The sequence below is a fragment of the Streptomyces sp. NPDC012935 genome (assembly GCF_042900345.1).
In the GTDB taxonomy this organism is placed as follows: domain Bacteria; phylum Actinomycetota; class Actinomycetes; order Streptomycetales; family Streptomycetaceae; genus Streptomyces.
The window spans coordinates 511470-525875 of sequence record NZ_JBIBBC010000001.1; the positions used below are offsets into that span (position 1 = coordinate 511470).

14 protein-coding genes are annotated in these 14406 nt (G+C 70.1%); 7 read left to right on the plus strand and 7 right to left on the minus strand.

What is annotated here, in order from left to right; translation table 11 throughout:
- The first annotated feature begins 106 nt into the window (after positions 1–106).
- A complete protein-coding gene (locus ACFY5C_RS02190; RefSeq protein ID WP_389439457.1) occupies positions 107–724 on the plus strand; it encodes a TetR/AcrR family transcriptional regulator in 618 nt (205 codons plus the stop codon).
- Here ACFY5C_RS02190 and ACFY5C_RS02195 read toward each other — a convergent pair.
- The 6 genes from ACFY5C_RS02195 to ACFY5C_RS02220 are packed head-to-tail and all read right to left on the minus strand — an operon-like array spanning position 684 to position 6281.
- Positions 684–1316, minus strand: a complete 633-nt coding sequence (locus ACFY5C_RS02195; protein ID WP_389439459.1) for a DUF2690 domain-containing protein — start codon at positions 1314–1316, stop codon at positions 684–686. The two genes, ACFY5C_RS02190 and ACFY5C_RS02195, sit on opposite strands and share 41 nt — an antisense overlap.
- Before the next feature lie 3 nt (positions 1317–1319).
- On the minus strand, positions 1320–2342 hold the full coding sequence (locus ACFY5C_RS02200) for a Gfo/Idh/MocA family protein (protein WP_389439461.1): 1023 nt from the start codon (positions 2340–2342) through the stop codon (positions 1320–1322).
- Positions 2343–2367: 25 nt separating this feature from the next.
- A complete protein-coding gene (locus tag ACFY5C_RS02205; protein ID WP_389439463.1) occupies positions 2368–3270 on the minus strand; it encodes a sugar phosphate isomerase/epimerase family protein in 903 nt (300 codons plus the stop codon).
- 1 nt (position 3271) lies between these two features.
- Positions 3272–4180 carry an ATP-binding cassette domain-containing protein gene (locus ACFY5C_RS02210; protein ID WP_389439465.1) on the minus strand — a complete coding sequence of 303 codons (909 nt, stop codon included), beginning with the start codon at positions 4178–4180 and terminating at the stop codon, positions 3272–3274.
- Positions 4181–4185: 5 nt separating this feature from the next.
- Positions 4186–5265 carry an ABC transporter permease gene (locus ACFY5C_RS02215; RefSeq protein WP_389439467.1) on the minus strand — a complete coding sequence of 360 codons (1080 nt, stop codon included), beginning with the start codon at positions 5263–5265 and terminating at the stop codon, positions 4186–4188.
- Positions 5265–6281 (minus strand): sugar ABC transporter substrate-binding protein, encoded by a 1017-nt coding sequence (locus tag ACFY5C_RS02220; RefSeq protein ID WP_389439469.1) that lies wholly within the window; start codon positions 6279–6281, stop codon positions 5265–5267. Before ACFY5C_RS02220 ends, ACFY5C_RS02215 begins: the two co-directional genes overlap by 1 nt.
- A gap of 297 nt (positions 6282–6578) precedes the next feature.
- Here ACFY5C_RS02220 and iolC point away from each other — a divergent pair, with 297 nt between their 5' ends.
- From iolC to ACFY5C_RS02250, 6 genes are read left to right on the plus strand one after another with little or no spacing between them, the layout of a single operon-like run.
- Positions 6579–7538: a 5-dehydro-2-deoxygluconokinase gene (gene iolC / locus ACFY5C_RS02225; RefSeq protein WP_389439471.1), complete on the plus strand. Its 960-nt coding sequence runs from the start codon at positions 6579–6581 to the stop codon at positions 7536–7538.
- 34 nt (positions 7539–7572) lie between these two features.
- Positions 7573–8451, plus strand: a complete 879-nt coding sequence (locus ACFY5C_RS02230) for a deoxyribose-phosphate aldolase (RefSeq protein WP_389439473.1) — start codon at positions 7573–7575, stop codon at positions 8449–8451.
- A gap of 28 nt (positions 8452–8479) precedes the next feature.
- Positions 8480–9367 (plus strand): 5-deoxy-glucuronate isomerase, encoded by an 888-nt coding sequence (iolB, locus tag ACFY5C_RS02235; protein ID WP_389439475.1) that lies wholly within the window; start codon positions 8480–8482, stop codon positions 9365–9367.
- 11 nt (positions 9368–9378) lie between these two features.
- On the plus strand, positions 9379–11256 hold the full coding sequence (gene iolD, locus ACFY5C_RS02240) for a 3D-(3,5/4)-trihydroxycyclohexane-1,2-dione acylhydrolase (decyclizing) (RefSeq protein WP_389439476.1): 1878 nt from the start codon (positions 9379–9381) through the stop codon (positions 11254–11256).
- A 42-nt stretch (positions 11257–11298) separates the two neighbouring features.
- On the plus strand, positions 11299–12792 hold the full coding sequence (locus ACFY5C_RS02245; protein WP_389439477.1) for a CoA-acylating methylmalonate-semialdehyde dehydrogenase: 1494 nt from the start codon (positions 11299–11301) through the stop codon (positions 12790–12792).
- Positions 12793–12815: 23 nt separating this feature from the next.
- Positions 12816–13601 (plus strand): GntR family transcriptional regulator, encoded by a 786-nt coding sequence (locus ACFY5C_RS02250; protein WP_389439478.1) that lies wholly within the window; start codon positions 12816–12818, stop codon positions 13599–13601.
- On the opposite strand, the gene ACFY5C_RS02255 is transcribed toward ACFY5C_RS02250, so the two are convergent.
- Positions 13591–14394, minus strand: a complete 804-nt coding sequence (locus ACFY5C_RS02255; protein ID WP_389439480.1) for a DUF427 domain-containing protein — start codon at positions 14392–14394, stop codon at positions 13591–13593. The genes ACFY5C_RS02250 and ACFY5C_RS02255 overlap by 11 nt on opposite strands.
- Between the last annotated feature and the right edge of the window lie 12 nt (positions 14395–14406).

Genomic DNA, 14406 nt, shown 5'->3' on the forward strand with positions numbered 1-14406 from the left:
CGGACAGGTCCGGGGTGGAACGGAACAGGGCCGTTCCGTCTCGTCGCGGAACGTACACCCGGCCTCGGCGGAACGCAACCGTTCCGTTCGGTGCTAATCTCGCGCGGTGGACTCCACCAGCCGGAACACGTTCGACCGCAGGCCCACCGGCTCCGCGGTGCTACGGGAATCCGTGACCGAGACGATCAGGCGGGCGGTCTTCGAAGAACTGGCCGAGACCGGGTACGCCCGGATGTCCATGGAGGCCGTGACCCGCCGAGCCCGTGTCGGCAAGGCGGCCCTCTACCGCCGCTGGCCCGCCAAGGAGGCCATGGTGGTGGAGCTGGTCTCGGAGGCCGCCGCCGCACACCTGCCCGCGACGGCCGACTCCGGGGCGCTGCACGACGACGTCGAGCGCTTCATCCGGCACACCATGGCCGACCTGCGGCATCCCCTCGCCGGCCGGATCATCCCCGACCTGGTGGCCGAGTCGGCCCGCAACCCTTCCCTGCGCGAGGCGCTGCACGAGGCGGTCCTCGGTCCCCGGCGTGCGGCTGTGGCGACGCTCCTGCGCCAGGCGGTGGTCCGCGGCGAGTTGCCCGGCGACATCGACATGGGCCTGGCCGTCGACATTTTCGGAGCTCCGCTGTATTTCAGGATGCTCGCGGTCGGTGGCCCCACCGACGACGCCTACGTCACCCGCCTCACACACGCCGTCCTCGCGGCGCTCGCCGCCAGCCGCTGAACGCTTCTGCGCACACCGAGGGGCCGTGGGCCGGGGCCGTCGGCGTGAAGCGATGCCCTTCCGCGTCAAACTTGTCGGCGACGGTGGCCCGTTGGGTCCGGCCACCGGGTCCGGCGATCTCGACTCGGTCACCGATCCAGGACTGCCGGATTCGTGCCCAGGCCGCCTCGCAGCGCACGCTGAACCGGATCTCGATCCCGGCTCCGGGGCGCCGATCGGCCATGTTCCAGGGGGCCCCGGCCGCAGCCTTTTTCTGCAGGTCCCTGGCCGCACAGGCCGGTCCGCGGCAGCCCGGCGGCGCAGTGGACGCGGTCCTGGCGTTCCGGGACGGCACCTCCCCGTCCGGGGCCACCGCGGGGGCGAGGGCCGCACCGACCGCGACGGGCAGCACATTGCGCTCCGCACTGCGGGGCCTTGCGGAATTCGCCGGCCGGCCCGGCAGCACACGCCACAGGCCATGGCCGGGCCCCGGAGACTGCGCCGACCGCTGCTCCCTACGCCCGGCGTCCGCGGCCCGGGGCCCGGTCCCCGGCAGGCGCCGGCCCGTTACCGGCGGACGCCGATCCCTTCCCGACCGGGGCGGCACCTCCACCCTCTACTGGTACAGCGCGGGCCGCTCGACCAGTTCCACCGGGACCCGGCCGCCCTCCTCGAGCGCCCGTACGGCCGCCTCGCACACCGCGGCCACGGCGTACCCGTCCCACGCGCTGGGTCCGGTGACCTCACCGCGCCGGGTGGCGTCGACCCAGGCCTGCACCTCACGGTCGTAGGCGTCGGCGAACCGCTCGATGTAGTCCTGGGCGATGATGCCGCCCCAGCGGCCGGCCGCGTTGGTGACCATGGCGTGGCCGTCGCCGACGCGGGCGGTGCCGCGTTCGCAGACGACCTCGGCCTGGACCTGGTAGCCGAAGCCGCAGTTGACGAAGATCTCGACGTCGACGATCGCCCCGCCGTCGGTCTCGAAGACGACGAACTGCGGGTCGCGGATGCCGTCCGGCGCGTTCCCCGACGGGGTCGGGGCCAGCACGGTGACGGCCGTGATCTCGTGGCCGAGCAGCCAGCGGGTCACGTCCATCTCGTGCGTCACCGAGTCGTTGATGAGCATCTCGGACGTCCAGCCGGGCGGGCTGGCGACGTTGCGGTGCCGGTTGTGGAGCATCAGGGGACGGCCCAACTGACCTGTCTCCAGCAGGGCCTTGAGCTTCGTGTACTCGGCGTCGTAGCGCCGCATGAAGCCGACCTGGACCCGGCGCCGGCCCAGCTTCTGCTCGGCCTGCAGGACGCGCAGCGCGGACGCTGAGTCGGGGGTGAGGGGTTTCTCGCACAGTACCGGCAGATCGTGCTCGAAGGCCGTGCGGAGTGCCGCCTCGTGGGCGGGCCCCGGCGAGGCGATGATCACCGCGTCGACGTCGGCCGACGCCATCGCGGCCGCCGGGTCGGTGTGGGCGGTGCAGCCGTCGACGCGGGCGGCCACCGATTTGGCGCGTTCCGCGTCGACGTCCACGACGGCGGTCACCCGTGCCCCGCTGATGACCTCCTGGACACGGCGGACGTGGTCGGCGCCCATCTTTCCGGTACCGATGACGGCGACTCCGAGCGTGTGCGGACGCTGGGTCATGGTGATCGGCCGTCCTTTCGGGTCGTCAGGCGCCGCAGGAGCTCAGGAACTTGCGGGTACGGACCGCGATGGGCAGCGGCTTGTCCGGCTCGCAGGGGTACATGTCCTGCTCGACGATCGCGAACAGGTCCACGTTCAGCTTCTGCGCGGCCGTCAGGACCGGACCCAACTCCGGCACGCCGGCCGGGGGTTCGCACATCACGCCGCGCTGGACGGCGGGTCCGAACGGGATCTCGTTCTTCACCACGTCCGCGAGGATCTCGGGGTCGACCTGCTTGAGGTGCAGATAGCCGATGCGCTCGCCGTAGGTCTCGATCAGCTTGACGCTGTCGCCACCGCAGTAGGCGTAGTGGCCGGTGTCCAGGCAGAGGTTGACCAGGTCGGAGTCGGTCGAGTCGAGGAAGCGCTCGACGTGTGCCTCGGTGTCGATGTGGGTGTCGGCGTGCGGGTGCACGACGATGTCGAGGCCGAACTGCTCCTTCACCTCGTGACCGAGCCGCTCCATGCCCTTCGTCAGATGGGCCCACTGCTCGCCGGTCAGCTCCGGCGGCTCCAGGATCTCGGCGGTCTTGTCGTCACGCCAGAAGGACGGGATGACGACCAGGTGCTTGGCGCCCATGGCCTGGGTGAGACCGGCGACCTGGCTGACGTGCTCCCAGGTGGACTCCCAGACGCCCGGGCCGCGGTGCAGGCCGGTGAAGATCGTGCCCGCGGACACCTTCAGGTTGCGCCGGTTCACCTCGTCGGTGAGCCGGGCCGGGTCGGTCGGCAGATAGCCGTACGGGCCCAGCTCGATCCACTCGTAGCCCGCCTCGGTGACCTCGTCGAGGAAGCGTTCCCAGGGCACCTGGACGGGGTCGTCGGGGAACCACACGCCCCAGGAGTCGGGGGCCGAGCCGACCCGGATGCGGTCCAGCACAGGGGGCATGTCAGGACTTCCCTTCGGAGGATGCCACGGGTGCGGTCAGGTCGGCGGCCTCGGGGAGTTCCTCGACGTCGACGCCGCGGACCTGGGCCAGTTCGTGCTTGAGGGCGGCGAGTTCGGTGCCGCCGGCCATGTGGTTGGTGAGTTCTTCGAGGCTGACCTCGTCGCGGGAGGCGTTGAGCTCCATGGTGCCCAGGCGCAGGACGCTGAAGTGGTCGCCGACCATGTAGGCGTGGTGGGGGTTGTGGGTGATGAAGATGACGCCGAGTCCGCGGTCGCGGGCGGCGGCGATGTACTTCAGGACCACGCCGGACTGCTTGACGCCGAGGGCGGCGGTGGGCTCGTCCAGGATGAGGACCCGGGCGCCGAAGTAGACGGCGCGGGCGATGGCCACGCACTGGCGCTGGCCGCCGGAGAGGGTGCCGATGGGCTGTTCCAGGTCATCGAGGATGATGCCCATGTTGCGCAGCTCTTCGTCGGCGGTCTTCTTCATCTTGTCGATGTCGAGACGGCGTACGGGCCAGGGGCCCTTCGTCATCTCGGAGCCGAGGAAGAAGTTCCGCCACACCGGCATCAGGGGGACGACGGCCAGGTCCTGGTAGACCGTCGCGATGCCCTTGTCCAACGCCATGCGGGGGGTGGAGAAGCGCACGGGTTCGCCGTCGACGAGGAACTCGCCCTCGGTGTGCTGGTGCAGCCCCGAGATGATCTTGATGAGGGTCGACTTGCCCGCGCCGTTGTCACCGAGAACGCAGGTGACCTGGCTCGGGAACACCTTCAGGTCGACGCCGTGCAGGGCGCGGATGTTGCCGTAGGACTTGCCGGCGTTGCGCAGTTCGACGACCGGGGCGTCCTTCTGCGGGGTCTTGTCCTGCAGGACGGCACCGTGGGTGCCGGTTTCGTTGCCTGTCATTCGGGTCACCTCCGGGTCGCCGTGCGCTGGACCCACAGATTGATGAGGACGGCGCCGAGGAGCATCACGCCGAGGAAGGCCTTGAACCAGTCGGGGTTCCAGCCGGCGTAGACGATGCCCTGCTGCACCAGGCCGAACATGAACGCGCCGAAGACCGGCCCGATCGCGGAGCCCGCGCCACCGGTCAGCAGACAGCCACCGATCACCGCGGCGGCGATGTAGATCAGCTCCTGACCGACGCCCTCACCGGACTGGACGGTGTTGAACGAGAACAGCTGGTGCATGCCGACGAACCAGGCGCCGAAGCCGACCAGCATGAACAGCGAGATCTTCGTGAACGTCACGGGCACACCGACGGCCCGCGAGGACCCCTTGTTGCCGCCGACCGCGAAGATCCAGTTGCCGTACTTGGTGCGCAGCAGGACCCACGTGGCGAGCGCCGCGAAGACGAGCCACCACACGACGGTGATCTTCACCTGGACACCGCCGACGTCGAAGGACGAGGCGAAGATCGCCTTGGCCTGGTCGAAGCCGTCCATGTCGCTGATGTCGTCGGTGGCGACGTTGCCGGTGATCAGCTTGGTGACCGCGAGGTTCACGCCCTGGAGGATCAGGAACGTGCCGAGGGTGACCAGGAAGCTCGGCAGACCGGTCTTGACCAGCAGCCAGCCGTTGAACAGACCGACTCCGAGGGACACGATCAGGGCGACGATCACACCGACCCAGACGTTCATCGTCAGCTGGTAGCTGACCATGCTCGCGGTCAGGGCCGAGGTGATCACGGCGACACCGGCGGACAGGTCGAACTCGCCGCCGATCATCAGCAGCGCGACCGGCAGGGCCATGATCCCGATCGTCGACGACTGGTACAGGATGTTCGCCATCGAGCTGCCGTCACGCACGGCCGGGGCCGTGATGAGGAAGAAGATCAGCACCGCGACGGCGCCGAGGAAGACACCGACCTCGGGACGGGCGAGGAGGCGCAGCGCCACAGGGCGCTCCTTGGTCCGCCCGTCGGATTGCTTGCCGGGGCCGGAGGCCGGCGGTGTGGTCACCGCCGGCTCAGCCTGTCGGGTCATGCCCATCACCGAGTGCCCTTCGCGGCGAACTTGTCGATCGTCTCGACGTTCGTCTTGTCGACGAAGGCCGGTCCGGTCAGCACCGGTGCCTCGCCGCCGCCCATGTAGTTGCCGTTGTTCTTGTAGAGCCACAGGGAGTCGATGGCCAGGTAGCCCTGGAGGTAGGGCTGCTGGTCGACGGCGAACTCGATGTCGCCCTTGCTGATCGCTCCGGTCAGCTGCTTGTTGAGGTCGAAGGTGGCGACCTTCGCCTTGCTGCCCGTCTCGTCCACGGACTGCGCGGCCGTCAGCGCGAACGGGGCGCCGAGGGCGACCACGTAGTCGATGTCGCTGTCCGTCTTGAGCTTGGCGGTGATCGTGGACTTCACGGACGGCATGTCCGTGCCGTTGACGTTCAGGGTCTCGGTCGTGCCGTCGAACGTCTTCTTCACTCCGTCACAGCGCTGGGTGAGGCCGATGTTGCCCTGTTCCTGGATGACACAGACGGCCTTCTTGGCGCCCTCCTCGTTCAGGCGCTTGCCGAGGGCCTCGCCGGCCACCGTCTCGTCCTGGCCGAAGAACTCCATCAGGCCGAGCTTCTGCCAGTCGCTCACACCGGAGTTGAGACCGACGACAGGGATGTTCGCGGCCTTCGCCTTGCTGACGACGTCCTTCATGGCGTCCGGCTTGGCAAGGGTGATCGCGATGCCGTCGACCTTCTGGTCGATCGCGTTCTGCACCAGGTTGGCCTGGTTGCCCGCGTTCGGGTCGGCTGAGTAGACCAGCTTGATGTTGTCCTTCGCGGCGGCCGCTTCGGCGCCCTTGCGGACGATGTCCCAGAAGGTGTCACCGGGCGCCTGGTGCGTCACCAGGGCGACAGTCATACGGGGAGTGGTGGCCTTGCCCGCAGAAGCGTTTTCCCCACCCTCCTCGGCCTGCTTGCCACCGGAGCCGCTGGAGCAGCCTGCGAGGGTCAGCGCAGCCGCGGCAGCCAGAGCCACCATGGGGGCCAGCTTGCGGGAGCGGGGGTAGTAGCGGTCCATCTTTCCAGCACCTCACTGTGCGACGGGTGTGCGACGGGGGGAAAGGGATGATCACTGGATCCGAGACCCGGACCCTTGGGAAGTCCGGGTCGTGTGTCGTGGAACACGGCGGGTTCGCTGGCACGGAATCCAATCCCTGGATGCGCCCACTGTCAATACTTTGTTAAGACATCATTTCACGCTCAGGTCCGAATGTAAGTACAAACTATTGACAGCGTCGGCCTCCACGACCTACACCTGGGAGGCGGCAGGCCCGATGGGACCCGCACCCCCAGTCCAGCTGTAGGAGCGTCGCGCATGGCCGAGTCAGCCAAGTCCTTCGACTTGATCACGATGGGAAGGATAGGAGTCGATCTCTACCCCCTGCAGTCTGGCCTACCTCTGACGCAGGTGGAGACGTTCGGCAAATTCCTCGGAGGCTCCGCCGCGAACGTCGCGGTGGCCGCCGCTCGGCTCGGTCGGGACACCGCCGTGATCACGCGCACCGGCGACGACCCGTTCGGCGCGTACCTGCACGAGGCCCTGAAGGACTTCGGCGTCGACGACCGCTGGGTGACGCCCGTCGCGGCGTATCCGACGCCGGTGACGTTCTGCGAGATCTTCCCGCCGGACGACTTCCCGCTGTATTTCTACCGGCAGCCTAAGGCCCCTGACCTGGAGATACACTCCGACGAACTCGACTACTGGGCCATCCGCTCGGCCCGGGTGTTCTGGATCACCGGCACCGGTCTGAGCGAGGAGCCGAGCCGCTCGGCCACCCTCGCCGCCCTCAAGGCCCGCGACAAGGCGGGCACGACGGTCTTCGACCTCGACTGGCGGCCAATGTTTTGGCGCGACCCGGACGAGGCCCGTCCGTACTACGCCGAGGCCCTTCGGCACGCGACGGTCGCCGTCGGCAACCTCGACGAGTGCGAGATCGCCACCGGCGTCCGCGAGCCGCGCGCCTGCGCCGAGGCGCTGCTGGCGGCGGGCGTGGAGCTGGCGGTCGTCAAGCAGGGCCCCAAGGGCGTGCTGGCGGTCCACCGCGACGGCACTCAGGCCGAGGTGCCGCCGGTGCCGGTCGAGGTGGTCAACGGCCTCGGCGCGGGCGACGCCTTCGGCGGCTCGCTGGTCCACGGGCTGCTGTCCGGGTGGGACCTGGCCGAAACCATGCGGTACGCCAACGCCGCCGGCGCCCTCGTAGCGTCCCGCCTCGCCTGCTCCTCCGCGATGCCCACCGAGTCCGAGGTCGAGAGCCTCCTCGCCCAGGCGTCATGACGGCCGACCGAGCCACCCCTGAACGGAGCTTTCCTTGAGCATCAGCATCTCCGGCCTCACCGCGGTCAGAGCCCGGAACCCCGAGGCGATCGCGCAGGCGGCGGCAAGCCGGGTGCGCCGCCCGCTGGTCGGCGACAGCGGCCGCCTGATGATCGTGGCCGCCGACCATCCGGCACGCGGCGCGCTGGGCGTCGGTGACCACCGGCTCGCCATGGCCAACCGGGCCGATCTGCTGGAACGTCTCTGCATCGCCCTGTCCCGGCCCGGCGTGGACGGGGTGCTGGCCACCGCCGACATCCTGGAGGATCTGCTGCTGCTCGGCGTCCTCGACGACAAGGTTGTCATGGGCTCCATGAACCGCGGCGGCCTGGCCGGAGCGTCCTTCGAGATGGACGACCGCTTCACCGGCCACCGCGCCGAGGACATCGCCCGGCTGCGCTTCGACGCGGGGAAGCTGTTGGTTCGTATCGACTACGACGACCCGGGCTCGCTCACCACCCTGGAGTCCACGGCCCGCGCCGTCGACGCCATGGCCGCGCTCCAACTGCCTTTGTTCGTCGAGCCGTTCATATCCCGGCGGGTCGAGGGCAAGGTGCGCAACGACCTGTCCGCCGAGGCCGTCACCAAGTCGATCGCCATCGCGTCGGGCCTGGGCGGCACTTCGGCGTACACATGGCTGAAACTGCCCGTCACCCATGACCCCGACGACATGGCCGAAGTTCTTCAGACGTCCACACTGCCCGTCGTCCTGCTGGGCGGCGAGGTCGGGGACGACCAGGAGGGTGCCTACGAGCGCTGGCGCAAGGCGCTCCGGCTCCCGACCGTCCAGGGCATGGTCGTCGGCCGCTCGCTGCTCTACCCGGCCGAGGGCAGCGTGGAGACGGCGGTGGACACGGCCGTCGGCCTGTTGTGACCCGGCTGTTGTGACCCGGAGGAACACGATGACGTATCACCTTCCCGCGGGAAAGGCGCTCGGCGGCCCGTACGTCGTGGACGTCACGCCCGAGAAGGCCGGCTGGGGCTACTCCAGCCTGCGGATCCTGGAGCTGCCGCCCGGCGGCTCGCACAGCTTCGACACCGACGACAGCGAGTGGATCGTGCTGCCGCTGAACGGCGGCTGCACGGTCGAGGCCACCGACGACTTCGGCCATGACACGTTTCACCTCACCGGCCGTGACAGCGTGTTCACCGCTGTCAGCGACTTCGCCTATGTGCCGCGCGACGCCCGTACGACCGTCTCGTCGCCCGCCGGCGGACGGTTCGCGCTGACCGGCGCGCGGTGCTCCCGGCGGCTGCCCGCCCGCTACGGTCCGGCGTCGTCGGTGCCGGTGGAACTGCGCGGCACGGGCAACAGCAGCCGCCAGGTGAACAACTTCGGTGCGGCAGGCGTCTTCGAGTGCGACAAGCTCATCGCGGTCGAGGTCATCACGCCGGGCGGCAACTGGTCGTCCTTCCCGCCGCACAAGCACGACGAGCACCGCCCCGGCGAGGAGTCGGTCCTCGAGGAGATCTACTACTTCGAGTTCGCCGGCCATGAGGGCACCCCCGGTCTCGGCTACCAGCGCGTCTCCCCGTCCGGCCACGGCCGTAACACCGATGTGCTGGCCGAGGTGCGCGGCGGCGACGTCGTGCTCATCCCCGACGGCTGGCACGGGCCCTCCATGGCCGTGCCCGGCCACCACATGTACTACCTCAACGTCATGGCGGGCCCCGAGGCCGAGCGCGCCTGGCTGATCTGCGACCACCCCGACCACGCCTGGATCCGCGGCACCTGGCCGGACCAGCCCGTCGACCCCCGTCTGCCCCTCTACACCGCTGAGTCCCAGTGAGGTCCCCAGAGATGAGCCAGCCCACGATCCGCCTGACCGTCGCCCAGGCGCTGGTGCGGTTCCTGTCCGTGCAGTACACCGAGCGCGACGGCGTACGGCGCCGGCTGATCGCCGGCACCTGGGGCATCTTCGGCCACGGCAACGTCGCCGGCGTCGGCCAGGCCCTCCTCCAGGCGGGCGAGGGCGTCATGCCGTACCACCAGGGCCGCAACGAGCAGTCCATGGTGCACGCGGCCGTCGGCTACGCCCGCCAGCTCAACCGGCTCTCCGCACAGGCGGTGACGACGTCGATCGGACCGGGCGCGACGAACCTGGTGACGGGTGCGGCCCTGGCGACGATCAACCGTCTCCCGGTCCTCCTGCTCCCCGGCGACTACTTCGCCTCGCACGCCCCCGACCCACTGCTCCAGCAGCTGGAGCACCCGACCGAGGCGGACGTGTCGGTCAACGACACGCTCCGGCCCGTCTCCCGCTACTTCGACCGGATCACCCGCCCCGAGGCCCTGATCCCGTCCGCGCTGAACGCCATGCGCGTCCTCGCCGACCCGGCCGAGACCGGCGCGGTCACACTGGCCCTGCCCCAGGACGTCCAGGCGGAGGCGTACGACTGGCCTCAGGAGTTCTTCGCCGAGCGCGTCTGGTACGTACGGCGCCCCGCGCCCGACCCGGTCGAGCTGGCGGCGGCCGTGGCGGCGATCCGGGCGGCCGAGCGCCCGCTGATCGTCGCGGGCGGCGGGGTCCACCACAGCGAGGCCGAGGCTGCGCTGAAGGCCTTCGTGGAGGCCACCGGCATCCCGGTCGCGTCCACGCAGGCCGGCAAGGGCTCACTCCGCCACGACCACCCCGCCGACCTCGGCGGCATCGGCCACACCGGCACCTCGGTCAGCGACGACGTCGCCCGGGCCGCGGACCTGGTCATCGGCGTGGGCACGCGATACACCGACTTCACCACCGCCTCCGGCACGCTCTTCCAGAACCCGGACGTGCGGTTCCTGAACCTCAACATCACCGGCTTCGACGCGCACAAGCTGGCCGCGCGGACGTTGGTCTGCGACGCGCGGGCCGGGCTCACGGCCCTGGCTGAGGCGCTTTCCGGCCACCGGGTGGACGGCGCGTACGAGGCCGAGTACCGCGCCGGCAAGGAGCGTTGGGACGCGGTCGTCGAGGCCGCCTACCGCGCCGACGACGAGACGGCCGTACCGACGCAGACGCAGGTGCTGGGCGCGCTGGACGCGGTCGTCGGGGACGACGACGTGGTGATCAACGCGGCCGGTTCACTCCCGGGTGACCTGCACAAGCTGTGGCGGGCGCGTTCGCCGCGCCAGTACCACCTGGAGTACGGCTACTCCTGCATGGGCTACGAGATCCCGGCCGGGATCGGGGTTCAGCAGGCCGCCCCGGACACGGCCGTGTGGTCGCTGGTCGGCGACGGCACCTATCTGATGATGCCGACGGAGATCGTGACCGCGGTCCAGGAGGGCCTGCCGGTCAACGTCGTCCTGATCCAGAACCACGGCTACGCCTCCATCGGCGGGCTGTCGAACGAGGTCGGCGGCGAGCGCTTCGGCACCGACTACCGCTACCGGGCCGCCGACGGCACCTTCACCGGCGCCCCGCTCCCGGTCGACCTCGCCGCCAACGCCGCCAGCCTCGGCATGGACGTCCTGCGCGCCAAGACGGTGGGCGAGCTGCGCGAGGCGCTGGCCGCGGCCCGTGCCTCGGACCGGCCGACCTGCGTGTACGTCGAGACCGACACCACGAACCCGAACGCGCCGGGCGCCGAGGCCTGGTGGGACGTACCGGTGGCCGAGGTCGCCTCCCGCGAGGCCGCCGTCGAAGCCCGCGCACGGTACGACCAGAACGTCACGGACCGTCGCCACCACCTGTGAACTCCTCGCACCCGAACCGTACGTGAAAGGCCCTTGCGCACCATGAAGACCATCACCCACTGGATCGACGGCAAGCCCGTGGAGGGCGGCTCCGGCCGCTTCGCCCCCGTCTACAACCCGGCCACCGGCGCCCAGGAGAAGCAGGTCGCCTTCGCGACCGTCGACGAGGTGGACGCGGCCGTCGCCTCCGCCAAGGCCGCGTTCGCGAGCTGGGGCGAGTCCTCCCTGGCCAAGCGCACGGCGATCCTCTTCAAGTACCGCGAGCTGCTCGACGCGCACCGCGACGAGATCGCCGAGCTGATCACCGCCGAGCACGGCAAGGTGCACTCCGACGCGCTCGGCGAGGTGGCGCGCGGCATGGAGATCGTGGAGCTGGCCTGCGGGATCTCCGTGCAGCTGAAGGGCGAGCTGTCGACGCAGGTGTCGAACCGGGTGGACGTGGCCTCGATCCGGCAGCCGCTGGGGGTGGTCGCCGGCATCACGCCGTTCAACTTCCCCGCCATGGTGCCGATGTGGATGTTCCCGCTGGCCATCGCGTGCGGCAACACCTTCGTGCTGAAGCCGAGCGAGAAGGACCCGTCGGCGTCGTACCGGCTGGCCGAGCTGGCCACCGAGGCCGGGCTGCCGGAGGGTGTGCTGAACGTCGTGCAGGGCGACAAGGTCGCCGTGGACCGCCTCCTTGAGCACCCCGACATCGAGGCGGTGTCCTTCGTCGGCTCCACGCCGATCGCAAAGTACATCCAGCTCAAGGCGGTTGAGCACGGCAAGCGCGTGCAGGCCCTGGGCGGCGCCAAGAACCACATGCTGGTCCTGCCCGACGCCGACCTGGACTTCGCGGCCGACCAGGCCATCAACGCCGCCTACGGCTCGGCGGGCGAGCGCTGCATGGCCGTGTCCGTCGTCGTCGCGGTCGGCGACACGGGTGACGAGCTGGTCGGGAAGATCGCCGAGCGGGCGAAGAACCTGCGCATCGGCCCCGGCCACGACCCGGCGAGCGAGATGGGCCCGCTGATCACGCGCGAGCACCGCGACAAGGTGGCGTCCTACGTGGCTTCCGCCGCCGAGCAGGGCGCCGAGGTCGTCGTCGACGGCACCGGCTACTCGGTCGAGGGCCACGAGGACGGCTTCTTCCTCGGCGTCTCGCTGCTGGACCGGGTGCCGCTGACGGCGGACGCGTACCGGGACGAGATCTTCGGCCCCGTGCTGGCCGTGGTGCGTGCGGAGACGTACGAAGAGGCCATCAAGCTGATCAACGACTCCCGCTGGGGCAACGGCACCGCGATCTTCACCCGGGACGGCGGCGCCGCCCGCCGCTTCCAGCTGGAGGTCAAGGCGGGCATGGTCGGCGTGAACGTGCCGATCCCGGTGCCGGTCGGCTACCACTCCTTCGGTGGCTGGAAGGACTCGCTCTTCGGCGATCTGCACGTCTACGGCAACGACGGCATCGCCTTCTACACCCAGGGCAAGGTCATCACCACGCGCTGGCCGGACCCGTCCGACGGCGGCATCAACCTCGGTTTCCCCAGCAACTCCTGACAGCCTGACAGGGAGGTCGTCCCATGGCGAAGACCCGCGGCTCCGCACGTGCCGGGTCCGGCTCCGCGCTTGCCTCGCTGGACTTCGCCCTGGACCGGGGCAGTCCCGTGCCGCTGTACTACCAGCTCGCCCAGCAGCTGGAGGCGGCGATCGAGCACGGGGCCCTCGCCCCGGGCAACCTCCTGGGCAACGAGGTCGACCTGTCGGTGCGGCTGGGCCTGTCCCGGCCCACCGTCCGGCAGGCCATCCAGTCGCTCGTCGACAAGGGGCTGCTGGTCCGGCGGCGCGGGGTGGGCACCCAGGTGGTGCACCGCCAGGTGAAGCGCCCGCTGGAGCTCAGCAGCCTCTACGACGACCTGGAGGCGGCCGGGCAGGGTCCGACCACGCAGGTCGTCCGCAACGAACGTGTCCCGGCTGCAGCCGACGTCGCCGCCGCACTCGGCCTCGCGGAGGGCGCCGAGGTCACGGTCCTGGAACGGCTGCGCTGCACACACGGCCAGCCGGTCGCGATCCTCTGCAACTACCTGCCCGCGACCCTGCTCGACCTCGACACCGCCCGGCTGGAGTCGACCGGCCTGTACAGGATGATGCGGGCCGTCGGTATCACCCTGCACAGCGCTCGCCAGACCATCGGCGCGCGCTGCGCGAACGCCGGGGAGGCCGAGCGGCTCGACGAGAAGGAGGGGGCCGCGCTGCTGACCATGCAGCGCACGGCGTACGACGACACGGGCCGGCCGGTCGAGTACGGGACGCACATCTACCGCGCGTCCCGGTACGCGTTCGACTTCCAGCTGCTCGTCAGGTCTTGAGGCTCGCTGTGAACGGCGTGACCGGCCGTTCCAGCCGCTCGCCGTCCACGGTGATCTCCACCGCCTCGTTGTAGAACGCCAGGAGCCCCTGGACGGGGGCGACCGCGGCCAGCGGCTCGGCGTAGCTCCAGAGGATGTTCGGCGGGACCTCGCCCTCACCCTTCCAGGTCCAGTACTGGGCCGTGCCCTTGTACGGGCACCCGGTGCTGTGGTCGGTGGCTTCGAAGAGGTCGAGCCGGACGTCCTCGCGGGGCATGTAGTACCGCGTCGGAAGCCCGGTCTCGAACAACAGCACCGGGCGGTGTGTGTCCGCGACGACCGTGCCGCCGATCTCGACCCGCACATGGCGGCTGCTGGGCATGGTGTCCACCCGTTTGTGCGGGTCGCGCGGGTGGATGAAGATCTCTTCCTCCTCCTCGTACCAGTGGTCGAGGCCGGTCCCCCAGCGCCAGAACCACTCGAAGGCGATGTGTCCGGCGAGGTCGGCCGCGGGGAAGGTCCACGCCGCGTTCTCCACCAGCTCTCCGTCGACCTCGAGGTCGTAGAAGATCTGCGAGCCGGTGTGCTTGCCCGGCGTCGGGTTCTTGGCCGGACGCAGGAGGTCCGTGCGGACCTCCGAGCGTGGGAACGCGTAGCACGGGACGGGCAGATCGGGTTCCCAGACCAGGACGGGGTGCCGGCTGTCGACGACGGTGACATCGCCCTTCAGGCCCCGCACCCAGCGCTCGCTGGGCTCCCACAGGAGGCCTTCGGGCGTCGTACGGACGTTGCGCTCGGTGGGGAACAGAGGCATGGCCCACTCTCC